Genomic DNA, 22,635 nt, shown 5'->3' with positions numbered 1-22,635 from the left:
TGGGCCACGGCGCAGCCGCCGACGACGCTCTCGGCCTGGCGACCATGTGCTCGACGGGCTTGCGGCCTCAGGAGGGGATGAACAGCCAGGACGTGGACGTGCCGGACTCGTAGCGGGAGTCCAGGCGTTTGGCCACCACGCCGGGCAGCCCCTGCTCGCGCGCGGCCTGCCGGACCGCGCCGGCCTCGCCGGGCCACGAGGGCGCGGTCTGCCAGCGGGGCCCGGCCAGCCCAAGCGCCTCCAGGGCGGCCCGCCGGTCGGCGAACGGCTCGTCCACCAGGGAGCGGCCCTCGTCGTACAGCAGGTCCTGGACGACCAGGATCTCGGTCCCGGCCAGCGTGACCACCTCGCCGTCCAGCACCGCCGTGCGGCTGCCGAACGACTCGGCCAGCGGGCGCAGCCAGGGATGCTCGCGGGCGGCCGTCGTGCGTCCGCCGTCGACGGGGACCAGCAGCCGGCGTCCGCCCCAGGCGAACTCGAAGGCGTAGGCGGCGGCGTCCCTGGGCGGACGGGCGCGCTCGGTGGGCAGCATGGGCGCCACGTCGGGGAACGGGTCGCGGACGGGGGCGTCCATGCGGTGGATCATCCAGTTCTTGCCCCGCGTCCGGAACAGCACGAACCGCCCGGAGGCGCGTCGGCCGTGCAGGACGAACTTGACCTCGCGCTCGGACCACTTCTCGGTCTCGTACGTGCCGGTGTCCCAGACGGTCATGGTCCCGCCGCCGTACTCGCCCTTGGGGATCTCGCCGTGGAAGGTGAGGTACTCCATCGGATGGTCCTCGGTGTGCACCGCCAGGTGGTTGGTGCCGGGGTCGGCGGGCAGGCCCTTGGGGACCGCCCAGGAGGCCAGCACGCCGTCGCGTTCCAGCCGCAGGTCCCAGTGCAGGGACCGGGCGTGGTGCTCCTGGATGACGAACGCGGCGCCGCCACCGTCCTCGGGAGGGGTGGCGGGCACGGGCTCGGGGGTCCGGCTGGGGTCGCGTTTGCTGCGGTATCGCTCCAGTTTGTCGGCCACGACACGGTTCCTACCCGGGGAACGGGTGCCGATCAGTCGAGGGCCTTGCGCAGCCACGCCTCCACGCCCGCCACGTGCACGGTGGCCCACGACCGCGCCACGTCCGGCTGGCGGGCGGCGATGGCCTCGTAGATCGCGGTGTGCTGCTCGCGGGTCTTCTCCATCGCGCCCTCCTGGGTGAGGCCGCGCCACACCCGGGCCCGAGTGGTCGGACCTGACAGGCTCTCGATGAACGAGCAGAGCACGCTGTTGCCCGACCCGCGCGCGATGCGCTGATGGAACTCCAGGTCGTTGGCGACCAGCTCCTCGACCGTCGGCTGCGCGGGCAGCGAGTCGAGGATGCGCCGCAGCTCCTCGATCTCCTCGTCGCGCATGAGCTCGGTGGCCAGGGCCGTCGCGGCCGGTTCGAGGATGCGCCGCACCTCGAAGAACTGGATCACCGTGTCGTCGCGGTGCAGGTCGAGCACGAACGACATGGTGTCGAGCAGCAGGTGCGGCTCCAGGCTGGTGACGTACGTGCCGTCGCCCTGGCGCACGTCGAGGACGTTGATCAGGGCGAGCGCGCGCACGGCCTCGCGCAGCGAGTTGCGCGACAGGCCGAGCCGCTCGGCGAGGTCGGCCTCCTTCGGCAGACGGTCTCCCGGGGTCAGCTCCCCGGAGAGGATCATCTGCTTGATCTTGTCGATGGCCGCGTCGGTGACCGCCACACTCTTCTCCCTAGACATCGGATGTCTAGGAGTCTAGAGCCTGGAAGCGTACGGGATAGACGTCCGGGACGCGGCGGATCAGGCCCCGGGTCTCCAGGGTGCGCAGATGGGCCGCGGCCTCGCCGGCCGCCATGCCGCGCAGCACGGGGGCCAGGTCGTCCCAGGGCCGGTTCCAGGTCATCATGGAGGCGACCTCCCAGATGGTCAGCGGTCGCGACCGCTCGGCCATGAGGGTGCGCAACCGGATCAGCTTCTCCTCGTGATGGTGGCGGATCTCGGCGGCGCGCGCGGCAACATCGGGAAATATCCACTCGTGTGCCGGCAGGGCGTCCAGGGGGCCCAGCTCGCCGACCCGGTCGAGCGAGTCCAGGAAGTCGCCCAGCGGATCGATGTCGTCGCGATCGTAGGGATAGATCCCGATGTGCGGGGTGATGTCGGGAAGGACGTGGTCGCCGGTGAACAGCCGGTCGGCGTCCTCCAGGTGCAGGCAGATGTGGCCCGGCGTGTGGCCGGGGGTGTGCACGGCGCGCAGCTTGCGGCCGGGCAGCTCCACCAGGTCGCCGTCGCGCAGCTCGCGGTCGGGCAGCGCGGGCGGCGTCGGCCGGGCGCCCATCGCCTCGCGCACCTCGCCGGGGTCGGCGCCGGCCCGCCTGAGCATGTCGGACTGGAAGCTCGCGTGCTCCTCCGCGGCGAACCGGTGCATGAGCCGGACCAGCGCGGCGTCCTCCTCGTGCATGGCGATCCAGGCCCCGGACGCCTCCTTGACCTGCCCGGCCAGCCCGGCGTGGTCGGGATGGAAGTGGGTGACGACCACGCCGCTCACGGTCGCGACGTCGAGCCCGAGCGTGGCCAGGCCGCCGCTGAGCGCCTGCCAGGCGTCGGGATGGTTCCATCCGGCGTCCACCAGCACCGGCCCGCGCGGCGACTCGACGGCGTAGACGAGCGTGTAGCCGAGCGGGTTGCCCGGGATGGGCACCGGCACGCTCCACACCCCGCCCCCGAGCTCCTGCGGCCGCTGTTCCGCGTACGGCCTGCGCCTGGTCTTCCCCACCGGTTCCCCCGATCGAGCACGTGCGTGTGAATGGTGGATCAGGCCAGGCGTTCGAGGATCGTCGCCGTGGCCAGGGCGCCGCCCGCGCACATGGTGACCAGCGCGGTGGTGGTGTCAGAGCGTTCGAGCTCGTGCAGGGCGGTGGTGATGAGCCGGGCGCCGGTGGCCCCGACGGGATGGCCGAGCGCGATGGCCCCGCCGTTGACGTTGACCCGGTCGAGGTCGGGCTCGTGCACCGCGGCCCACGAGAGCACCACGGACGCGAACGCCTCGTTCACCTCGAACCTGTCGATGTCGCCCATGGTCATCCCGGCCGCCGTCAGCACCTTCGCGGTCGCCTCCACGGGACCGTCGAGATGATAGTAGGGCTCGGCCCCGACGAGCGCCTGCGCCAGGATGCGCGCCCTGGGCCGCAGCCCCTGCCGACGGGCCTCCTGCTCGCTCGTCACCAGCACGGCGGCCGCGCCGTCGGAGATCTGCGAGGACGTGCCGGCGGTGTGCAGGGCGCCCTCGGCGACCGGCTTGAGCCCGGCCAGGCTCTCGACCGTGGTCTCGCGTAACCCCTGGTCTCTGCGGACGGATCCGACGGGCACGATCTCCCGGTCGAACCGCCCGTCGGCCCACGCCTTGGCCGCCAGGCGCTGCGACCGCGCGCCGAACCAGTCGAGCCGCTCCCGGGTCAGCCCGCGCCGCCGGGCGATGCGTTCGGCCGCGGTGAACTGGTCGGGCAGGTCGATGCTCCAGTCGTCGGGACGCGGCCGCGCGGGGCGCACGTTGCTGCCGAGCGGCGCCCTGCTCATCATCTCGACCCCGCATCCGACGCCGGCCTCGATGACGCCCGCCCGGATCATCGCCGCCGCCAGGTGCACGGCCTGCTGCGAGGAGCCGCACTGGGCGTCGAGCGTGGTGACGCCCGTCTGGTAGGGGAGCCCGGCGTAGAGCCACGAGTGGCGGCCGACGTGGCCGCCCTGCTCGCCGGCCTGCGTGACGCACCCGGCGAACATCTGGCCGATCGTGGCCGGATCGACGCCGGCGCGCCGGACCAGGCCGTTCAGCGCCGCGGCCAGCACCTGCTGCGGCTTGAGCTCCGACAACCATCCCGCCCGCTTGCCGATGGGCGTGCGAACGGCCTCGACGATCACAGGTGTGCCCACAGTCGCCTCCAGAACGTTGCTCTGGCCGCGACTGTAACGCGTTCTACTTTCTGGTGGAAGCCTCGCTTCCGGCGGGGAACTCGGCACGCAACCCGAAAGTGTCGAAAAGCCGCAGGTCAAAGAACATGGCGACGTGGTTGATGCCTTCTTCGCGCAACGCCAGCACCATGATGGCGAAGCGGCGGTAGACGTCGTGCTCGCGGAAGTAGACGGCGAACGCGGGCTGGCCGTTGGCGGCCACGGGGAGCAGCCTGAGGTCGTGCGGCCGGCTGGCGGGGCACTGCGTGGAGACGAGCTCGCCGATCGCGTCGGGGCCCTCGTACCACCCCACGTAGGGGGGCATCTCCCAGATCGCGTCTTTGGTGAACAGCGAGACCAGCTCGTCGACGTCGTAGTTCTCGAAGGCGGCGACGTAGCGGTCGAGCAGGTGGCGCTGCTCGGCGGAGAGCGGCTCGACCTGGTCGTCGAGGCTCGGCGAGACCTCGCTGAGCTGCGCGCGGGCCCGCTGCAGGATGCTGTTGACGGCCGCCGTGGACAGGCCGACCGCCTCGGCGACCTCGGCCGCCCGCCACCTGAGCACGTCGCGCAGGATCAGCACGGCGCGCTGCCGGGGCGGCAGGTGCTGGAGCGCGGCGACGAGCGCGAGCCGGATGCTCTCGCGCGAGGTCACGATCGAGGCGGGGTCGCCGGCCGCCTCGACCCCGGCCAGCGTGTCGGGCACCGGCTCCAGCCAGGGCACCTCGCCGTCCTGGACCAGCGGCGCGGCCGCCTCGGTGCTCGGGGCGCCGAGACCGGTCGGCAGGGGCCGCCGGCCGCGGCTGTCGAGCGCGGTCAGGCAGGCGGTGGTGGCGATGCGGTAGAGCCACGTGCGCAGCGACGACCGCCCCTCGAACCCGTCGTAGCCGCGCCAGGCGCGCAGATAGGTCTCCTGCACGAGATCCTCGGCGTCGTGCACCGACCCCAGCATGCGGTAGCAGTGTGCGAACAGCTCGCGCCGCATGGGATCGGCCAGCCGGAGGAAGTCTTCGCTCGTCGGCTTGTCGCTCATGCCCCCTGTATAGCTTCCGCCACCGACAAAAAGCCGATTAGGGCATGTCGGAGATGTCCGGAAGGGGTTAGATGTCGGCCAGGAGGCGGGTCGCGGCGGTCTCGATGCGCCGCTGGATCTGGTCGTACGTGCGCCGCCCGCGCAACATCTCCAGCAGCTCCTGCACCCACACGCTGGCCAGCGAGCCCGCGAGGTCGAGCTGCTCCTCGCCGGCCTGGTCGATGGTCAGCCCGTCGGCGGACACCCGCAGCAGCAGCCCCGTCATGCGGTCGCCGAACGGTGTCTGGACCTCGGCCATGATCAACGACCGGATCAGCGCGTCGGCCAGCTCCGGCTCGCGCATCAGCCCCCGCGTGGCCCGCATGAGCACGTCGACGGCCCGGCTGGCCGGCGTGGACGCCCCCGGCGGGCGGCGCTCGATGCTGCTCTCCAGCAGGTCGATCTCCTCGCCCACGACCGCCACGACCAGGTCCATCTTGGACGGGAAGTAGCGGTAGAGCGTGCCCAGCGCCACGCCGGCGCGCTCGGCGACCGTGCGCATCTGCATCGCCTCGACGCCGCCGCGCGAGGCCAGCGCGGCGGCGGCCTGGACGATGCGCTTGCGGCGTTGGTGCTGGCTGCGGGTGCGGAGGCTGCGACCGCCCGCCGCGGCGCGGCCCTCGGCGGCCCCCTCGGTGTCGCTGGGGGGCGCGGAGAATGACCCGGGCGAGGTACGCATAAGAACACGTTATCTGATTTCTCGGCAACGCGACTTGTTACTCGCGAGTCACAAACAGGGCGTATCGGCGCATGTCTATGGCGTTACGGGACTATGTCGGAACATTGTGCAGAGGGTCGGCACTGGACAGATATTAGAATCTGTTCTAGTTTGCCATTCGGCTTACCTAGCGCTTGCTGGAGGCTCGATGATCGCGCAGACGCTGGCGGCCCTGCTCCTCGACCGGGCGCAGGACGACCGACCTGGGCTGATGTTCGAGGGCGCGGTGTGGTCGTGGCGCGAGCACGTCGCCCGCTGCCGGGCGGCGGGGGCCTGGCTGAGCGGGCGCGGCGCGGGCCTGCACGTGGGCGTGCTGGCGGAGAACGTCCCGGAGCTGCTCCTCGTGCTCGGCGGGGCGGCGCTGGACGGGCACGTGCTGGTCGCCCTGAACCCGACGCGCCCCGCCGTGGAGCTGGTCCGCGACGCCCGCGCCACCGACGTGGACCTCCTGCTCTGGGACGCCCCCTTCGCCGCCCTCGCCGCGTCGGTCGCCGAGGAGCTGGGCGTGGAGGGCATGCCGCTGTCCCTGGTGTCGTCCCTGGGGGAGGGCGGCGGGCGGGCCGGCGAGGCGGCTCCCGGCGACCTGGTGATGCTGATCTTCACGTCCGGGACCTCGGGGCGGCCCAGGGCCGTCCGGGTCACGCAGCGCAAGCTGGCGCTGCCGGGGCTGAGCCTGGCCGCGCTGCTCACGCCCGCGGACGTCGTCTACTGCTCGATGCCGCTGTTCCACTCCGGAGCCCTGATGGCCGCCTACGCCCCGGCCGTGGCCTCGGGGGCGGCGCTGGCCGTGCGCAGGCGGTTCTCGGCCTCCGGCCTGCTGCCGGACGTGCGGCGGCACGGCTGCACCTACCTGCACTACGTCGGCAAGGCGCTCTCCTACGTCCTGGCCACCCCAGAACGCCCGGACGACGCCGACAACCCCCTGCGGATCGCCTTCGGCAACGAGGGCAGCGCGGTCGCGACCAGGCGGTTCGGCGAGCGGTTCGGCTGCCGGGTGATCGACGCGTTCGGCTCCACCGAGACGGCCATCTCCTTCAGCCCCGACCCCGGCGCCCCGCCCGGCAGCCTGGGCAGGCTCGGCGCGGGCGTGCAGATCCTCGACCCCGCCACCGGACGCCCGTGCCCGCCCGCCCGCATCGAGGGTGGCCGCCTGCTCAACCCGGACGAGGCCGTCGGCGAGCTGGTCAACACCGCCGGCCCCGGCCTGTTCGAGGGCTACTACAACGACCCGGACGCGGACGCCGAACGCGTCAGGAACGGCGCGTTCTGGTCCGGCGACCTGGCCTACGCCGACCCCGCCGGCCACGTCTTCTTCGCCGGACGCGGCACCGAACGGCTGCGCGTGGACGGCGAGAACCTGGCCGTCGCCCCCGTGGAGGCCGCCCTGCGGGAGTTCGGCGGCGTGGTGGAGGCGGCCGTCTATCCGGTGCCGGACGCGGCGGCCGGCGACCAGGTGATGGCGGCGCTGGTCATGGACGTCCCCTTCGACGCGGAGGCGTTCGCGGCGTTCCTGGCCGGGCGTACCGACCTGGGCCCCAAGTCCTTACCCCGCTATATCCGGATTTGTAGGGAACTCCCGCAGACTCCCTCTCACAAGGTCATCAAGCGGATCCTGGCCAAGGAGGCGTGGCGGACCGGCGACCCCGTCTGGTGGCGCTCGCCGTCCGGGTTGCGCCCCCTGACCGGCGTGGACGTCAAGGCGATCGAGGACGAGTTCGTCGAGCACGGCAGGCACCACCTCTTGGAGAGCTGATGGATTTCAATCTGGACGAGACCCAGCAGGACCTGAAGAAGCTGACCGCCGAAGTGCTGGCCAAGCAAGGAGAGGGCGGCCCGGCGGCCAGGCGGGGTGAAGGCGGCCCGGCGGCCGGGCAAGGGCAGGGCGGCTCGGCGGCCGAGGACGTGCTGTGGCAGGCCGGGCTCATGGGCGTGTGCGCGTCCGAGGAGGCGGGCGGCGCCGGGCTCGGCCCCGTCGAGATGGCCGTGGTGTTGCGCGAGGTGGGGGCGCGGGCGGCGGCCGTACCGGCGTTGCCCGTCCTGGTGAGCACGCTGGCCCTGGCCCGGCACGGCAGCCCCGACCAGCGACGGCGCGTCACGCGCGGCACCCTGGCCCGGCGCGAGCCCGGCCGGGCCCCGGCCGATCCGCCGACGACCGCTGCCCGCCGCGAAGGCGACGGCTGGTCGCTGACCGGGCGCAAGGTCGCGGTGCCCTACCCGGCGGACGACGTCCTGGTCACCGCGGACGAGGGGCTGTTCCTGGTGGCGTCGCCGCCCGCGGGCCCCGAGTTCACCTCGACCGGCGAACCGGCCGCCACGATCCTGCTGGACGGCACCCCCGCCGAGGCGGTGGCCGGGCCCGAGGCGGCCGCCGACGCCGGACGCCTGTTCACCGTGGCCGTCGCCGCGCAGGCGAGCGGCGTCCTGGCCGGGGCGCTCGACCTGACCACCTCCTACATCAGGACGAGACGGCAGTTCGGCCGGGCGCTGGCCGAGTTCCAGGCCGTGACCATGCAGATCGCCGACGTCTACATCGCCGGACGGGCCCTCGACGTGGCCATGTGGTCGGCGGCCTGGCGGCTGGCCGAGGGCCTGCCCGCCGACGAGGACGTGGCGCTGGCCGCGTTCCACGTCTGCGAGGCCGTCAAGGCGCTCTACACCTGCCAGCACCTGCACGGCGGCCTCGGCCTCGACGTCACCTACCCGCTGCACCGCCACTTCGCGCAGGCCAAGCACCTGTCCCACCTGCTCGGCGGCGCCGACGCCCAGCTCGACCTGATCGGAGCCCTCGTCTGATGCTGATCGACCTGACCCGGGAGCAGCGCGCGCTCCGCGACGAGCTGCGCGAGTACTTCCGCGGCTGCCTGACCGCCGAGGACCGCGCGAAGATCGCCGACGACCCGTTCGGCGAGGCGTACATGGAGCACTGCCGCCGGCTCGGCCGCGACGGCAAGCTCGGGCTGGGCTGGCCCAAGGAGTACGGCGGGGGCGGCTACGGCCCCCTGGAGCAGCAGATCTTCGCCAACGAGATCGCCCGCGCCGGGGTGCCGTACCCGATCATCACCGTGCAGACGGTGGGCCCGACCCTGATGCAGTACGGCACCCAGGAGCAGAAGGACCGGTTCCTGCCGCGCATCCTGGCCGGCGAGTGCCACTTCGCGATCGGCTACAGCGAGCCCGAGGCCGGCACCGACCTGGCCTCCCTGCGCACCACGGCGGTGCTGGACGGCGACCACTACGTCGTCAACGGCCAGAAGATCTTCACCAGCGGCGCGCACTACGCCCAGTACATCTGGCTGGCCGCCCGGACGAACCCCGAGGCCAAGAAGCACAAGGGCATCACGATGATGATCGCCGCCACCGACGACCCCGGCTTCTCCTGGACGCCGATCATCACCATGGACGGCCGCCACCACACGAACTCCACCTACTACTCCGACGTGCGCGTCCCGGTGGACATGGTGGTGGGCGAGGTGGACCGGGGCTGGGACCTGATCGTCAACCAGCTCAACCACGAACGCGTCACCCTGGGCCCGGCCGGCAACCTCGGCCAGACCTACGACCGCTTCCTCGCCTGGGCCAGGCACGCCGGGCTGACCGACAATCCGGACGTACGCCGCGCCCTCGCCCGGGTGTGGGCCGCCTTCCGTACGAACGAGCTGCTCAACTGGCAGGTGGCGGCGAACATGGACCTCGGCTGGCTGGGCGCGCCCGACGCCTCGGCCACCAAGATCTACGGCTCCGAGCGCATGCAGGAGATCGGCCGGCTGGTGTGCGACGTCGTGTCCCGCTACGGCGACCCCTCCGACCCGCAGACGGCCGAGCTGGCCGAGCGCATGGACCACGGCGTCAAGGGCGCGGTGGTGCTGACGTTCGGCGGCGGGGTCAACGAGGTGCAGCGCGAGCTGATCGCGATGCTCGGCCTGAGCCTGCCGAGGCCGCCGCGATGACCGACGCAACGACCGACGCAACGACCGATGCGACGACCGATGCGACGTCCGGCACGACGACTGACGCGATGACCGACGCGGAGCTGCACGAGCTGGCCGGCAAGCAGATGGCGATGGGGGAGCTGCGCGGCGCCCCGGCCGCCGACCCGGTGAACGCGCCCATGATCCGCCACTGGCTGGCGGCCATGGGCGACGCCAACCCGCGCTACCTGGAGGAGGGCGTGGCGCCGCCCGCGATGGCCCAGGTGTGGACCATGCAGGGGCCGGGCCCGCAGGCCAAGGACCGCTCGCCGGTGGACGACCTGCTGGCCGCGCTCGACGCCGCGGGCTTCACCGGGGTCGTCGCGACCAACTGCGAGCAGACCTACCACCGGTACGCCAGGATCGGCGAGCTGCTGACCCCCGCCACCCGCTTCACGTCGCTGGCCGGGCCGAAGCGCACCGCCCTGGGCGAGGGCTACTTCGCCACCTGGAACGTCACCTGGTACGGCGACGACGACCAGCCGGTCGCCGAGATGCTCTTCCGGGTGCTGAAGTTCCGCCCGAAGGCGCCCGCCCCGCGCGCGCGGGAGCCGTACCCGCTGCGGCCGGCGGTCAACGCGGACACCGCGTTCTTCTGGGAGGGGGCGCGGCACGGCGAGCTGCGCGTCCAGAGCTGCGCGGACTGCGGGGAGCTGCGCCATCCGCCCGGCCCGATGTGCCCGAACTGCCGCTCGGGGAACCGGTCGCACGTCGTGGTGAGCGGCCGCGGCACCCTCTACAGCTACGTCGTCCACCACCATCCGCCGGTGCCGGGGCGTGAGGTCCCGTTCGTGGTGGGCGTGGTGGAACTGCCGGAAGGAGTACGGATCGTGGGCAACGTCGTGGACTGCCCGGTCGAGAAGGTGGAGGTCGGGATGGCCCTGAAGGTGACGTACCGGTCGATGGACGACGAGCTCGTCCTGCCGATGTGGACGCCGGAGGAGCCGTGACCCCCGCCGCCGGAACGGCCCTGCCCGAGCTGGAGGTGGACCTGACCCCCACGACGGTGATCGCCACCGCCCTGGCCACCAGGGACTTCACCCCCGTGCACCACGACACCGCCAAGGCCCGCGCCCAGGGCTCCAAGGACATCTTCCTCAACATCCTCACCACCATGGGCCTGGTGGAACGCTATGTCACCGACTGGACGGGCCCGGAGGCGGTCATCACCAGCATCAACGTCAAACTGGGCGTCCCGGCGTACGCGGGGGACCGGCTGAGCTTCAGCGGCGTGATCGTCGAGCGCGACGGCGACCGGTACACCGCGCGGGTGCGCGGCACGGTGAGCCTGGGCGACCACGCCACCGGCACCGTCACCTTCGTCCTGCCCGGGAGCGCGTGATGCCGGGCGGGCGGGCCGCGATCGCGGGCATCGGGGCCACCGAGTTCAGCAAGGACTCCGGCCGGTCGGAGCTGCGGCTGGCGGCCGAGGCCGTGCTCGCCGCCCTGGACGACGCCGGGGTGCCGCCGTCCGACGTGGACGGCATGGTCACCTACACCCAGGACGCCAACCAGGAGATCGCCGTCGCCCGGGAGACCGGCGTCGGCGACCTGACCTTCTTCTCCCGCGTCGAGTACGGCGGCGGCGCGGCCTGCGGCACGGTCGCGCACGCGGCGATGGCCGTGGCCACCGGCATGGCCAGGACGGTGGTCTGCTACCGGGCCTTCAACGAGCGCTCGGGCCGTCGCTTCGGTCAGCCGAACGCCCGGCTGACCGGGGAGCCCACCTCACAGGGCCTGGAGATGAGCTGGCACGTGCCGTACGGGCTGATGACCCCGGCCGCGTGGGTCGCCATGTTCGCGCGGCGGTACATGCACGAGTTCGGGGCGACGTCGGAGGACTTCGGCCGGGTGGCGGTGGCCATGCGCCGGCACGCCGCCACCAACCCGGCCGCCTGGTTCCACGGGCGGCCGATCACGCTGGCGGAGCACCAGGCGTCCCGGTGGATCGTGGAGCCGCTGCACCTGCTCGACTGCTGCCAGGAGAGCGACGGCGCGGTGGCCCTGGTCGTGACGTCCGCCGAACGCGCCCACGACCTGCGCAGGTCGCCCGCGGTGATCACGGCGGCGGCGCAGGGGGCGGGCGCGGGCCAGATGATGATGACGAGCTACTACCGGGACGACATGAGCGGCCTTCCGGAGATGTCGGTGGTCGGGCGGCAACTGTGGAAGATGTCCGGGCTGTCCCCGGCGGACATCCAGACGGCCATCCTGTACGACCACTTCACCCCGTTCGTCCTGGCCCAGCTGGAGGAGCTGGGCTTCTGCGGACGCGGCGAGGCCCCCGACTACCTGCGGGACGGCGGCATCGAGCTGGACGGCCGCCTGCCCGTCAACCCGCACGGCGGCCAGCTGGGCGAGGCGTACATCCACGGCATGAACGGCATCGCCGAGGCCGTCCGGCAGATCAGGGGGACGGCCGCCAACCAGGTGGCCGGGGCGCGGAACGTCCTGGTCACGGCGGGGACCGGCGTGCCGACGAGCGGCCTGATCCTGTCGGTGTCGTGACGATAAGTTAAGTTAAAGACACTCAGGGTAATCATCCCTGTATGAGCGGATTCTGGGGGATCCTGGCACAGCCGGAGTTGAAGATCGACTGGGCCAGGATGCCCACCTACAACACGATCATGGCGGTCGCCGCCGGCGTCGGGTTGCTGCTCGTGGTCTCCTTCGGCCGCCGGCTGCTCAGGGGCGACCCGCTGGAACACGTGGACGGCTGGGCGCTGGCGTTCGGCGCGGTCGGGTCCGTCCTGGCGGTCACCGGGCTGCACATGACGCTCACCTGGCCGCTGGCCGGGCAGGGCTTCCCGTTCGACAACATCATCTTCGGGGAGCCCTCGCTGGCGTTCGGCGTGCTGCTGCTGGCCGCCGCGCTCTACCTGTGGAAACGCTGGGGTGTGATCACCGTGGCGCCCGACCGGCGCAAGCTCGTGGCGCGCACGGCCGGGCCGATCTCGCTGTTCGTCTTCGGCATGGGGCTGGCCTGCTTCGGCATCGCGGCGGCGGGGTGGACGTACACGCTGTTCGCCGCGCCACCGCAGGAGCCGATCTCGGGGGCCTTCGCCGGCCTGCCGCTGCTGGAGGCCACCTTCATCTCCGGCCTGTACGTGCTGGTCGGGGTGGGCGCGGTGCTGTTCCCGTTCGCGCTGCGGGCCAGGGGCGGCCCGGTCACGACCGTGACCGGGGTGTGCTGGGGGATCGCCGGGGCGGCGTTCCTGCTGTTCGGCGCCCTGAACTACTTCACCCACATCGGGCTGATCGTCAACACCATGTAGGCGCTCACGGGCCCATGAACATCGGCACGGAGAAGAACACGATCATCGCGATGGCCACGCAGATCAGGAACCCGATCAACTCCCAGGCCCAGTCGTAGTGCCGTTCCCGGCGCCGCTTGAGCGCCTTCTTCCTGGCCGCCGCCTTCTTCTTGCCCGCCGGCTGCTTGCGGGCGCCGGGCTTGGCGCCGCCTCTCCCCGGCGAGCGGGCCGGTTCGGCGCCGGGCTTGCGGCGGGCCGGGCCCTGGAGGTCGCGCGCGGGGTCCGGGTAGCGCGCGCGGTCGGCCTCCAGCTCGCGGGCGAGCTCGACGGCGAAGTCCGCCGCGCGGCTGCGCCCGGACGGTGCCGGGCCGGACACAGCCGGATCGGACAGGGCGGAGGCGGACAGGGCCGGATCGGCTGGGGCCGGGGCGGGGGCCGGCTCGGGGGCGGGCATGCGGTAGACCGGTTCGGCGGTGGTCCTGGACCTCGGGGTGAACAGCGGCGCCGCCTCCTTGACCGGCTGCTCCGCCGCCAGGGGACGCCGGGCAGCGCGGCCCGCGTCCTGATGCGCCGGGACGTCCCTGATCGCGGGCATCTCCTGAGTGATGGGCTCGTCGTCCAGCACGTCCGCGGGGATGGGCGCGGCCAGGAAGAAGGGCCGCTCCCCGAGCGGGGGAACGGCGGCCCCCGCCACCCGGCCCTCGGCCGGAGCGGCGGGCGGCGCGGTGAAGTCACCCGTGCTGAACGGCCGTACGGACTCAGGCTGCGGGGGCTCGGGGGGCTGCGGGGGCTCCGAGGGCTGCGGCGGCTTGGGCAGGAACGGCCGTACGGCCGCCGCCCGCGCGGCCGGGTCGCGCAGCGGCCCCATCGAGTCCAGCGCCCCGAGCGGGTCGCGCAGCTTGGGCATCGGCGCGGTCGTCGCCTCGTGCACGGACGGCCGTCCGGCGGGCGGCGGCGTGAGCAGGTCCGCCGGGAAGATCCCGGTGCTGGTCGCCGGGTCGGACTCGGCGAGCGGCAGCGGCCACTGCGGCGGCGCGGGCCAGAGCGGCTTGACGAACAGCGGCCCCGGCTCGGCCGGCACCGACCCCGCGAAGTGCACCCGCAGGATCGCGGGCGGCTCCGGCCAGGGCAGACGTCCCAGGACGTCCCGCAGCGGCGCGACCGCGAGCGCGCCGTACACGTCGGCGACCGGCTTCGGCGCCCGTCCGCCGGCCAGCGCGGTCAGGGCCATGTCCAGGACCTCGCGGAACCGGTGGCCCGCCCCGAAGGCGAGCTCGTCGGCGGTGTCGGGGGCGACGTCGAGCACCCAGGCCAGCTCGGCCCGGCTCAGCCCGCACACCGCGCACAGCACCAGCACCTCGCGCTGCTGCGGGCGAAGCTCGCGCAGCACGCGCTCGACCAGCGCCGAGGCCGGGTCGATGAGCGGGTCCACGACGGGCGGGGCGTAGACGACGTCCCGCCGGTGGATCTGGCGGCGGGCGTAGGCGTACAGGGCGGCACGGGGCGGGGCGACGTCGGGGACGCCGGACAGCACGGACGCCAGGACGTCGGACGCGGTGCCCGGATCGCCGAGCTGGTCGGCGCAGTACGCGAACAGCCCGGCGGCATGGCGGTCGTAGAGCTCTGCGATCAGTTCTGTGCGGGGGCGCTGACCGGTGAGCGGCTGGGACACGGGGCCGATCCTCTTGCTAAATGTGCGGACGCTGAGGTGAGGGGTACGCGTCTGGAGTTTGTGGAGGTAATCATGCCAACTCACCTAGGCCCGGCGCACCACTTGATCGGAAATTCCGGTAAATCTCCCTGGTCAGTGAAACGTTTAAGCCATCCCCCGTGGGGACACGGGGGTGAGGGTCGCCGTAGTCTTGTGGGCCACCGAGATCATGCGGCGGTCGTGGCAGGGGGGCCGCGGCCCTGCCATCGAGCGAGAGGTCACGCGTGATCACATTCGACGCTGTCACCAAACGCTATCCAGACGGCACCACCGCCGTGGACGCCCTCTCCCTTGAGGCGCCCACCGGCGAGATCACCGTGCTGGTGGGCCCCTCGGGCTGCGGGAAGACGACGTCCCTCCGGATGATCAATCGCATGATCGACGCTTCCGAAGGACAGATCCTCCTCGACGGGGTGCCCGTGAGCGGCATCGACCCGCCGACGCTGCGCCGCGGCATCGGGTACGTCATCCAGCAGGCCGGCCTCTTCCCGCACCGGAAGATCGTCGACAACATCGCGACGGTCCCGTACCTGCTGGGCTGGGACAAGAAGAAGGCCCGCGCGCGGGCGATGGAGCTGCTCGAACGCGTCGGCCTCGACCCGGCCTTCGCCGGCCGCTATCCCTTCCAGCTCTCCGGCGGGCAGCAGCAGCGCGTGGGCGTGGCCAGGGCGCTGGCCGCCGACCCGCCCGTGCTGCTCATGGACGAGCCGTTCAGCGCGGTCGACCCGATCGTCCGCACCAGCCTCCAGGACGAGCTGCTGCGGCTGCAGGCGGAGCTGAACAAGACCATCGTGTTCGTCACCCACGACATCGACGAGGCGATCAAGCTCGGCGACCGGGTGGCCGTGCTGCGCGTGGGCGGGCGGCTGGCCCAGCTCGCCGACCCCAAGACGCTGCTGTCGGAGCCGGCCGACGACTTCGTCCGCGAGTTCCTGGGCCACGACCGGGGGATCCGGCGGCTGCAGTTCATCTCCACCAAGGGGCTGCGGCTGCGTACCGACCTGACCGTGCGCGAACGGGCGGCCAGCGACGAGCCGTGGCTGCTGGTCGTGACCGACGACGACCGGCCCGTGGGCTGGTTCGCCGGGTCGCGGCCCGAGGAGCTGGAGCCGTACGGGACGTTCGTGCTCGGCCGCGACTCGATGCGCTCGGCCCTGGACGCGGCGCTGCTGTCGCCCTCCGGCTGCTCGGTCGCGGTGGACGAGGACGGCAGGGTCGTCGGCGTGGCCACCAGGGAGGCCCTGGACGAGGCGCTGGCGGAGGCCGCCGATGCGTGAGGGTCCGCCCAGCATCTGGGAGTGGATCGCGCGCAACTGGGACACCGGCCGCGCCGACAGCATCAGGAACCTGCTGACCGACCACCTGACCATGTCCCTGGTGCCGATCCTGGCCGCGCTGGTGCTGGCGTTGCCGCTCGGGCTGGCCTGCGTGCGCTGGCGCTGGCTCTACCAGCCCACCTCGGGCCTGATGAACGTCGTCTACGCGCTGCCGTCGCTGCCGGTGTTCATGCTGCTGATCTCGGTGACCGGGCTGTCGCAGACCACCGTGATCATCCCGCTGACCTTCTACGGCATGGCCGTGCTCATCCCGGCCGTGGTCGACGGGCTGAACTCGGTGCCCGACCACGTGCGCCAGTCGGCCGTCGCGATGGGGTTCACGCCCATGCGCCGCCTGCTGCAGGTCGAGCTGCCCATCGCCACGCCGGTGGTGCTGGCCGGGCTGCGCGTGGTCGCGGTCTCCAGCATCAGCCTGGTCAGCGTGGGCGCGCTGATCGGCCAGGGCGGGCTCGGCGGGCTGTTCACCCGGGCCTACCAGAACCCGTTCATGCCGCCGGTGGTCACCGGCATCGTGCTGATCGTGGCGCTGGCGCTGGTCGCCGACGGCCTGCTGGTCCTGGCCCAGCGCCTGCTCACCCCCTGGGTGCGCGCGCGGAAGGGGACGTCGTGAGCTGGTTGGGCTCGTTCTTCGGCTGGCTGGCCGACTTCTTCGGCACCGGGGCGAACTGGGCCGGCCCCGACGGCATCCCGGCGCGGCTGCTGGAGCACCTGGAGTTCTCGGCCCTGGCGCTGGTGCTGGCGATGCTGATCGCGGTGCCGCTGGGGCTGGCCATCGGCCACACCGGGCGGGGCGAGGTCGTGGTCGTCATCTCGGCGAACCTGGCCAGGGCGCTGCCGACGCTCGGCCTGCTGGTGCTGTTCGTGCTGCTGCTCGGCACGTCCTCGATCTGGCCGGTGATCATCCCGCTGGTGCTGCTGTCGGTGCCGCCGATCCTGGTCAACACCTACGAGGGGATCAAGGGCGTCGATCCGGAGCTGCGCGACGCGGCGTACGGGATGGGGCTGCGCGGCGGGCAGGTGCTCGGCCGGGTGCTGGTGCCGGTGGCGCTGCCGCTGATCCTGCTCGGGCTCAGGCTGTCGGCGATCCAGGTGGTCTCCACCACCACGGTCGCCGCGTACACGGGGCTCGGCGGGCTCGGGCGGTTCGTGATCGACGGTTTCGCGACCAAGGATTATGCGAGCGTTGTGGGGGGTTCAGTACTGATTGTGCTGTTCGCGCTTGTTGTGCAGATCGTGTTCGCCCTCATCCAGAGGGTGACCGTTTCGCCGGGGGTGAGCCAGAGACTGAAGGTTCGATAGTCTCCGGTATTACCTGCCGCTTTAGAAGGGAAATTCACACATGAGACGCATGATCGGCACCGCGGCGGTGCTCGTGTCGGCGACGCTGGCGCTGGCCGCCTGCGGCGGCGGGAGCGGCGGTGGGGGCAACCCGCTCGACACCACGAGCGCGGCGCCCAGCGGCTCGGCCTCGGCGGCCGGGGGCAAGGCCGTCATCGGCTCCTTCGACTTCGACGAGAGCGTGCTGCTCGCGTCGATCTACGCCCAGGCCCTTGAGGCCAAGGGCGTGCAGGTCGAGGAGAAGCCGCGCATCGGCAGCCGCGAGGCCGTCTACGACCAGGTCAAGAACGGCGGCCTGACCATCGTTCCGGAGTACAACGGCAACCTGCTGGCCTTCGTCGACCTGAAGAACACCGCCTCGACGACCGACGAGGTCAACGCGGCGCTGAAGGAGAAGCTCCCGGCCGAGCTCGAAGTGCTCGACTCCTCCCCGGCCGAGGACAAGGACAGCCTCTCGGTCACCAAGGACACCCAGACCAAGCAGTCGCTGAACACCATCGAGGACCTGGCCAAGGTCTCCAAGAACATGGTCGTCGGCGGCCCGCCCGAGTTCAAGAAGCGGTGGGAGGCGCGCTTCAAGGAGGTCTACGGGCTGGAGTTCAAGCAGTGGGAGCCGAAGGGCCCGGCCACGGCCGACGCCCTGAAGGACGGCTCGATCCAGGTCGGCAACGTGTTCACCACGGACCCCAAGATGCTGGCCAACAACCTGGTGCCGCTCCAGGACACCAAGAACATCTTCCCCGCCCAGAACGTCACGCCGCTGCTGTTCAAGTCCGGCGCGAACGACACGATCCGCACCACGCTCAACGGCATCTCGGCCAAGCTGAGCACCCAGTCGCTGCTCGACATGATGCAGAAGATCTCCGTCAACAAGGACGAGCCCGCCACGGTGGCCAAGGAATGGCTGACCTCCAACGGCCTCGCCTGACGCCCGCGGCGGGGGCCTCCGGCCGGAGGTCTCCGCTGTGAGCGAGTTCACGGAGGCGATGGCGCAACTGGCCGCGGGCGTCGCGGTGATCACCGTCCGGGACGGGCGTGACGACCTGGGCGTGACCGTGTCGGCGCTGATGTCCGTCTCGGCCGAGCCGCCGCTCGTGCTGATCAGCCTGGCCTCCCGCGGCTACCTGTGCGAGGTGCTGCTCCGGCAGGACCGGTGGGCGGCCTCGCTGCTGTCCTCCGGCCAGGCCGCGATCGCCAGCCGTTTCGCCACCGCCGGCCGTCCCAGCGCCCGCCTCCTGCTGGCGGGCACCCCCCACCATCGGGGGGCGCACACCGAGGCGCTGGTGGTCGAGGGCGGTGTGGCGGCCCTGGAGGCCGAGACGACCCAGGTCGTCCCGGCCGGCGACCACACGCTCTTCGTCGCCCAGGTGCTCGCCGTCCCCTATGTCACCCCCGCGCTCCAGCCGTTGGTACGGCTGCGCGCCCGCTACCGGCCGATGGGATGCTGAATGCGCAGTTTTCTCTTCCTCCTGGGCGGCAACCGCCGTGACGGCAACACCGAGACCCTGGCCAGGCACGCCGCCGCCGCGCTCCCGCCGGACGTCGGGCAACGCTGGCTGCGCCTCGACGACCACCCGCTGCCGCCCTTCCGGGACATCCGCCACAGCGGCGACGGCGTCTACCCCGTCCCCGAGGGCGCGGAGAAGCTGCTCGCCGAGGCCACGCTCGACGCCACCGACCTGGTGATCGTCTCCCCGCTCTACTGGTACAGCGTCTCGGCCACCACCAAGCTCTACCTGGATTACTGGTCGGCCTGGATGCGCGTCCCCGGCTACGACTTCAAGGCGAGCATGGCGGGCAAGACCGTCTGGGCGGTCACCACGATCAGCGAGGAGGACGAGTCGGTGGCCGATCCGCTGATCGGCACGCTGCGCCTGTCAGCGGAGTACTTCGGGTCGTGGGGCGGCGCGCTCGTCGGCTACGCCAACCGCCCCGGCGACATCCTGCGCGACACCGGCGCCCTGGAGCGGGCCGCGGCCTTCTTCAACCCCGGCGCTCGAAGTGCGGATACAGGGACGTCTTCGTCCCGGCCCTGACCAGCGTCTCGACGACCCGGCCCGTCAGGTCGACGACGCCCACGCCGCCGAGCATGCAAGATCGATTACCTGATGACGTACCAACCGGGCAAAGAGAGCGGACCGGCGGCGGGCAGGCCCAGCTCGGCCGACAGGCGGGCCAGCGGCCCCCAGGCGTCGAGCCGCATCCTGGCCAGGGCGGCGGACTTGTCCTCGCTGGACTCCGGGCCCCGCAGGCGCTCCAGCGGGTTGAGCCTGGGGTAGACGCGCACGGGGGCGTCGTCGGCCAGCCGGGCGCGCTCGCGGGCCAGCCCGAGGGCGTGCTCAAGGCCGCCCAGCTCGTCGACCAGGCCGTTGGCGTGGGCGTCCGCGCCGGTCCAGACCCGGCCTCTGGCCAGCTCGTGGGCGCGCTCGCGGGTGAGGCCGCGGCTCTGCGCGACCTTGCCCACGAAGTCGTCGTAGATGCGGTCGAGCCACCCGTTCACCCGGTCCCACTGCTCGGGGGAGAAGCCGCGGGCGGTGGAGAACATGCCGGCGTTGACCCCGTCGGCGACCAGTTCAGTATTTATCCCGACTTTTTGGAGCAAGTCAGTCATGACGGGCTTGCCGCCATAAACGCCGATCGAGCCGGTCAGGGTGCCGGGCTGGGCCACGATCACGTCGGCGCCCATGGACACGAAGTATCCGCCGGACGCGGCCAGGTCGCCCATGGAGACGATCACCGGCTTCACCCGGCGGGTCAGCGTCACCTCCCGCCACACCGTGTCGGAGGCCACGTACGAGCCGCCGGGGCTGTCCACGCGGAAGACCACGGCCTTGACGTGCTCGTCCCGGCGGGCCGCGCGCAGCGCCGCGCTGATCGTGTCGGAGCCCATCGCGCCGCCCCCGCCGAGCGGGCTGCGGCCGCTGCGGCCGCTCCTGATCTGCCCGCTGCCGTGCACGAGCGCGATGCCGTCGGCCATGGGGTGCGGCAGCTTCCGCACCGCCGCGCTCCTGGCGTACCGGGAGACGAACAGCAGGTGGGCCTCGCCGCCCGTGGCCCGCCGGACCTCGTCGTACACCTCGTCGCGGTAGGCCAGGGCGTCCACCAGGCCGCTCTCCTGCGCCTCGGAGGCGGTGAAGGGGCCGCGGTCGATCAGTTCGCGCACCTTGGCCGGGTCGAGCCTGCGGCCCTCGGCGATGCCGTGGACGAGCTGCTCGGCGACCGACTCCACGATGCGGGTCATCGACTCGCGGTGGGGCTCGGTCATGTGGTCCTGGGTGAAGGTGTTGACCGCGGTCTTGTACTCGTGCCGCTGCCCGGCCTCGACCGCCACGCCCAGCTTGGTCAGCGCGCCCTTGAGGAAACGCTGCTCCATCGCCACCCCCGTGAGCCCGACGTCGCCGCTGGGCTGGAGGTAGACCCGCTCGAACGCGGTGGCCAGGTAGTAGGGCACCGTGCCGCCGCTGAACTCCCCGAACGTCTCGGCGTAGGCCACGGTCAGCTTGCCGGAGGCGCGGAAGCGGGTGACGGCCTCGCGCAGCTCCTGGACCATGGCCAGGCCCATGGGGTTGCCGCCGACCTTGACCACCAGCGCCTTGACCCGGGAGTCCCGGCCGGCCCGCCGGAGGCCGGACAGCACGTCCGACAGACGGGTCTTGCGCATGGACAACACCGCGGCGACCGGGTCGGACGGCGGTCCTTCCGTGAGCCCCTCGGTGAGATCGAGCTCCAGGACCAGCGGGCCGGTGCGCCGCTGGCGAAGCTTGTCGACGGTTTCGAAGATCGCCCTGCCTGCGTCCATATAGCCACCCTAAGCGACACATTTCGTGTCGGGCCCGGAAGAGGTCCAGGCGGCCGCCCGGGGGGAGGGGCGTCCGCCTGGAACCTGGGCCGATGCCGGGTCAGCGGTGGTTGTGCAGGGCGGCGTAGACGTTGATGCGGGGGGTGGTGAGCTGGGTCCCCGCGCTGGCGTACGTGATGGGCTTGCCGGTGCGCTTCAATGCGTCGAGGAGCTGGTCGGAGGTGGCGTGCGCGCGCTTCTGCCGCAGCAGCGCGAACGAGCCGGCGACGTGCGGGGCGGCCATCGAGGTGCCGTTCAGCGTGGCGTAGGCGTTGCCGCTGATGGCGGCGGTGATCGAGACGCCGGGCGCGAACAGGTCGAGCATGGCGCCCCGGTTGGAGAAGGAGGCCACGGCGTCCTGCTTGTCGGTGGCGCCCACGGTCACGACGTTGGAGACGCAGGCGGGCCAGGAGACGGAGGCGTCGAAGCCGTTGTTGCCCGCGGCCACGACGGTGGCCACGCCCTTGGCCTGGAGGTGGTCCACCTCGGCCTTGAAGTCGGCGCCGTCGCCCTCGTCGCAGGAGGTGTCGTACTTGCCGCCGCCCAGGCTCAGGTTGACCGCGGCGATGTCGTACTGGTCGGCCAGCACGTTCGCGTACGCCATGCCGGTCAGGACCGAGGAGTCGTAGGCGAGCACGCAGGACGCCGCGGCGCCGCAGTAGGGGGAGTTGTCGAAGCGGCTGAAGACCTGGATCGCGATGATCTTGGCCTTGGGGGCGACGCCGGGGTTCGGGAACTCCTTGGTGGCCTGGCCCGCGGTGATGCCGGCGACGTGGGTGCCGTGGTAGCACAGGCCGTACTCGGGCCGGGGGGCGTTGCGCAGGCACGCCTCGGTCTCGGAGCTGGCCGCGCCGTCGCCGATCTGGAACTGGCTGCCGTTGGGGCACAGCGGCGTCGAGCCGTCGGCCGGGTCGGTGGCGGAGAAGCACGCCTGGGCCGCGATGCGGCGGCCGAAGGCCGGGTGGTCGTTGTCGATGCCGGAGTCGATGATCGCGACGGCGGTGCCCTTGCCGGTGAAGCCCTGCCGGTGCGCCCGGTCGGCGCCGATCAGCGGCACGCTCTGCGCCAGCGAGGGCTCGTTGAGCCGGTCCTTGCGGATCGAGACGACGTCCGCCTGCTCGGCGACCTTCTCCAGCTCGGCGCGGGTGCCGCGGTAGACGAAGAAGTCGAGCTTGCCGGCCAGCTCGGCGGGCGGCGTGGCCACGACGTTCCGCTTGTCCTGCCTGACCCCTTCCGCGCCGGCCAGGGCCGACTGCACCTGGGCGGGCTGGCGGACGCGGACGATGACGCGGTGCTCGCCCGTCGAGGTGACGGCCGGGTCGATCTTGGACTCGGGGTCGGCCAGGGCGGGGGTGGCGACCAGCGACGCAGCGGTGGCGGCGAGGGTGATCGAACCGGCCAGCAGAGACATGAGTCTCAACTGATCCTCCGGGGGGTCGGGGGCGTTTGTGTAAAGA

Annotated in this window: 22 protein-coding genes; 13 read left to right on the top strand and 9 right to left on the bottom strand. The window is 72.1% G+C overall.

Annotated features, from left to right (window positions below; all coding sequences use genetic code 11):
• Nucleotides 1-67 precede the first annotated feature (67 nt).
• From ABT158_RS09395 to ABT158_RS09370, 6 genes are all read right to left on the bottom strand, one after another.
• A complete protein-coding gene (locus ABT158_RS09395; RefSeq protein ID WP_352352280.1) occupies nucleotides 68-1,015 on the bottom strand; it encodes a DNA polymerase ligase N-terminal domain-containing protein in 948 nt (315 codons plus the stop codon).
• A gap of 32 nt (nucleotides 1,016-1,047) precedes the next feature.
• Nucleotides 1,048-1,722 carry a FadR/GntR family transcriptional regulator gene (locus ABT158_RS09390; RefSeq protein WP_352352279.1) on the bottom strand — a complete coding sequence of 225 codons (675 nt, stop codon included), beginning with the start codon at nucleotides 1,720-1,722 and terminating at the stop codon, nucleotides 1,048-1,050.
• A gap of 25 nt (nucleotides 1,723-1,747) precedes the next feature.
• Nucleotides 1,748-2,773, bottom strand: coding sequence for an MBL fold metallo-hydrolase (locus tag ABT158_RS09385; protein ID WP_352352278.1), 1,026 nt, complete (start codon nucleotides 2,771-2,773; stop codon nucleotides 1,748-1,750).
• Between the two features lie 38 nt (nucleotides 2,774-2,811).
• Nucleotides 2,812-3,927: a steroid 3-ketoacyl-CoA thiolase gene (locus ABT158_RS09380; RefSeq protein WP_352352277.1), complete on the bottom strand. Its 1,116-nt coding sequence runs from the start codon at nucleotides 3,925-3,927 to the stop codon at nucleotides 2,812-2,814.
• Nucleotides 3,928-3,970: 43 nt separating this feature from the next.
• Nucleotides 3,971-4,975, bottom strand: a complete 1,005-nt coding sequence (locus ABT158_RS09375) for a sigma-70 family RNA polymerase sigma factor (RefSeq protein WP_352352276.1) — start codon at nucleotides 4,973-4,975, stop codon at nucleotides 3,971-3,973.
• Between the two features lie 67 nt (nucleotides 4,976-5,042).
• Entirely contained in the window at nucleotides 5,043-5,693 is a 651-nt protein-coding gene (locus ABT158_RS09370) for a TetR family transcriptional regulator (protein ID WP_352352275.1), read from the bottom strand.
• A 187-nt stretch (nucleotides 5,694-5,880) separates the two neighbouring features.
• On the opposite strand from ABT158_RS09370, the gene ABT158_RS09365 reads away from it, so the two are divergent.
• From ABT158_RS09365 to ABT158_RS09335, 7 genes are all read left to right on the top strand, one after another.
• A complete protein-coding gene (locus ABT158_RS09365) occupies nucleotides 5,881-7,485 on the top strand; it encodes an AMP-binding protein (RefSeq protein WP_352352274.1) in 1,605 nt (534 codons plus the stop codon).
• Nucleotides 7,485-8,525: an acyl-CoA dehydrogenase family protein gene (locus tag ABT158_RS09360; protein ID WP_352352273.1), complete on the top strand. Its 1,041-nt coding sequence runs from the start codon at nucleotides 7,485-7,487 to the stop codon at nucleotides 8,523-8,525. Before ABT158_RS09365 ends, ABT158_RS09360 begins: the two co-directional genes overlap by 1 nt.
• The gene (locus ABT158_RS09355; RefSeq protein ID WP_352352272.1) at nucleotides 8,525-9,679 is read left to right on the top strand and encodes an acyl-CoA dehydrogenase family protein; all 1,155 of its coding nucleotides are present in this window, start codon (nucleotides 8,525-8,527) and stop codon (nucleotides 9,677-9,679) included. The genes ABT158_RS09360 and ABT158_RS09355 overlap by 1 nt, the downstream gene beginning before the upstream one ends.
• A gap of 68 nt (nucleotides 9,680-9,747) precedes the next feature.
• Nucleotides 9,748-10,650, top strand: coding sequence for a bifunctional MaoC family dehydratase N-terminal/OB-fold nucleic acid binding domain-containing protein (locus tag ABT158_RS09350; RefSeq protein ID WP_352352271.1), 903 nt, complete (start codon nucleotides 9,748-9,750; stop codon nucleotides 10,648-10,650).
• Nucleotides 10,647-11,042, top strand: coding sequence for a MaoC/PaaZ C-terminal domain-containing protein (locus ABT158_RS09345; RefSeq protein ID WP_352352270.1), 396 nt, complete (start codon nucleotides 10,647-10,649; stop codon nucleotides 11,040-11,042). Before ABT158_RS09350 ends, ABT158_RS09345 begins: the two co-directional genes overlap by 4 nt.
• Nucleotides 11,042-12,208: a lipid-transfer protein gene (locus tag ABT158_RS09340; RefSeq protein ID WP_352352269.1), complete on the top strand. Its 1,167-nt coding sequence runs from the start codon at nucleotides 11,042-11,044 to the stop codon at nucleotides 12,206-12,208. The genes ABT158_RS09345 and ABT158_RS09340 overlap by 1 nt, the downstream gene beginning before the upstream one ends.
• A gap of 41 nt (nucleotides 12,209-12,249) precedes the next feature.
• Complete coding sequence (locus ABT158_RS09335) at nucleotides 12,250-12,975, top strand: DUF981 family protein (RefSeq protein ID WP_352352268.1); 726 nt, start codon at nucleotides 12,250-12,252, stop codon at nucleotides 12,973-12,975.
• A 4-nt stretch (nucleotides 12,976-12,979) separates the two neighbouring features.
• On the opposite strand, the gene ABT158_RS09330 is transcribed toward ABT158_RS09335, so the two are convergent.
• Entirely contained in the window at nucleotides 12,980-14,626 is a 1,647-nt protein-coding gene (locus ABT158_RS09330; protein WP_352352267.1) for a sigma factor-like helix-turn-helix DNA-binding protein, read from the bottom strand.
• A gap of 263 nt (nucleotides 14,627-14,889) precedes the next feature.
• Between ABT158_RS09330 and ABT158_RS09325 the strand changes: the two genes are divergently transcribed.
• From ABT158_RS09325 to ABT158_RS09300, 6 genes are read left to right on the top strand one after another with little or no spacing between them, the layout of a single operon-like run.
• Entirely contained in the window at nucleotides 14,890-15,942 is a 1,053-nt protein-coding gene (locus tag ABT158_RS09325) for an ABC transporter ATP-binding protein (RefSeq protein ID WP_352352266.1), read from the top strand.
• Nucleotides 15,935-16,612, top strand: a complete 678-nt coding sequence (locus ABT158_RS09320; RefSeq protein WP_352322038.1) for an ABC transporter permease — start codon at nucleotides 15,935-15,937, stop codon at nucleotides 16,610-16,612. The genes ABT158_RS09325 and ABT158_RS09320 overlap by 8 nt, the downstream gene beginning before the upstream one ends.
• Entirely contained in the window at nucleotides 16,609-17,301 is a 693-nt protein-coding gene (locus tag ABT158_RS09315; RefSeq protein ID WP_352352265.1) for an ABC transporter permease, read from the top strand. The genes ABT158_RS09320 and ABT158_RS09315 overlap by 4 nt, the downstream gene beginning before the upstream one ends.
• A gap of 40 nt (nucleotides 17,302-17,341) precedes the next feature.
• Nucleotides 17,342-18,268 carry an ABC transporter substrate-binding protein gene (locus tag ABT158_RS09310; protein ID WP_352352264.1) on the top strand — a complete coding sequence of 309 codons (927 nt, stop codon included), beginning with the start codon at nucleotides 17,342-17,344 and terminating at the stop codon, nucleotides 18,266-18,268.
• A 37-nt stretch (nucleotides 18,269-18,305) separates the two neighbouring features.
• Nucleotides 18,306-18,788, top strand: a complete 483-nt coding sequence (locus tag ABT158_RS09305) for a flavin reductase family protein (RefSeq protein ID WP_352352263.1) — start codon at nucleotides 18,306-18,308, stop codon at nucleotides 18,786-18,788.
• Nucleotides 18,789-19,376 carry a flavodoxin family protein gene (locus ABT158_RS09300; protein WP_352352262.1) on the top strand — a complete coding sequence of 196 codons (588 nt, stop codon included), beginning with the start codon at nucleotides 18,789-18,791 and terminating at the stop codon, nucleotides 19,374-19,376.
• 65 nt (nucleotides 19,377-19,441) lie between these two features.
• On the opposite strand, the gene sppA is transcribed toward ABT158_RS09300, so the two are convergent.
• Together sppA and ABT158_RS09290 are read right to left on the bottom strand one after the other, a co-directional pair.
• Nucleotides 19,442-21,139, bottom strand: a complete 1,698-nt coding sequence (gene sppA, locus ABT158_RS09295) for a signal peptide peptidase SppA (RefSeq protein ID WP_352352261.1) — start codon at nucleotides 21,137-21,139, stop codon at nucleotides 19,442-19,444.
• 100 nt (nucleotides 21,140-21,239) lie between these two features.
• Entirely contained in the window at nucleotides 21,240-22,589 is a 1,350-nt protein-coding gene (locus ABT158_RS09290; RefSeq protein ID WP_352352351.1) for a S8 family peptidase, read from the bottom strand.
• Between the last annotated feature and the right edge of the window lie 46 nt (nucleotides 22,590-22,635).

Origin of the sequence: Nonomuraea sp. NPDC001636 (assembly GCF_040298265.1) — a bacterium.
In the GTDB taxonomy this organism is placed as follows: Bacteria; Actinomycetota; Actinomycetes; order Streptosporangiales; family Streptosporangiaceae; genus Nonomuraea.
The sequence above is the reverse complement of the archived record's forward strand: the minus strand, read 5'-3'. Positions and strand labels throughout refer to the sequence as shown.

Excerpts from the sequence above, each read along its gene's own strand:
- ABT158_RS09360 (WP_352352273.1), top strand. The coding sequence starts at position 7,485 with ATGGATTTCAATCTGGACGAGACCCAGCAGGACCTGAAGAAGCTGACC.
- ABT158_RS09350 (WP_352352271.1), top strand. The coding sequence starts at position 9,748 with ATGACCGACGCGGAGCTGCACGAGCTGGCCGGCAAGCAGATGGCGATG.
- ABT158_RS09355 (WP_352352272.1), top strand. The coding sequence starts at position 8,525 with ATGCTGATCGACCTGACCCGGGAGCAGCGCGCGCTCCGCGACGAGCTG.
- ABT158_RS09290 (WP_352352351.1), bottom strand. The coding sequence starts at position 22,589 with ATGTCTCTGCTGGCCGGTTCGATCACCCTCGCCGCCACCGCTGCGTCG.
- ABT158_RS09335 (WP_352352268.1), top strand. The coding sequence starts at position 12,250 with ATGAGCGGATTCTGGGGGATCCTGGCACAGCCGGAGTTGAAGATCGAC.
- ABT158_RS09365 (WP_352352274.1), top strand. The coding sequence starts at position 5,881 with ATGATCGCGCAGACGCTGGCGGCCCTGCTCCTCGACCGGGCGCAGGAC.
- ABT158_RS09300 (WP_352352262.1), top strand. The coding sequence starts at position 18,789 with ATGCGCAGTTTTCTCTTCCTCCTGGGCGGCAACCGCCGTGACGGCAAC.
- ABT158_RS09340 (WP_352352269.1), top strand. The coding sequence starts at position 11,042 with ATGCCGGGCGGGCGGGCCGCGATCGCGGGCATCGGGGCCACCGAGTTC.
- ABT158_RS09320 (WP_352322038.1), top strand. The coding sequence starts at position 15,935 with ATGCGTGAGGGTCCGCCCAGCATCTGGGAGTGGATCGCGCGCAACTGG.
- ABT158_RS09310 (WP_352352264.1), top strand. The coding sequence starts at position 17,342 with ATGAGACGCATGATCGGCACCGCGGCGGTGCTCGTGTCGGCGACGCTG.
- ABT158_RS09370 (WP_352352275.1), bottom strand. The coding sequence starts at position 5,693 with ATGCGTACCTCGCCCGGGTCATTCTCCGCGCCCCCCAGCGACACCGAG.
- ABT158_RS09375 (WP_352352276.1), bottom strand. The coding sequence starts at position 4,975 with ATGAGCGACAAGCCGACGAGCGAAGACTTCCTCCGGCTGGCCGATCCC.
- sppA (WP_352352261.1), bottom strand. The coding sequence starts at position 21,139 with ATGGACGCAGGCAGGGCGATCTTCGAAACCGTCGACAAGCTTCGCCAG.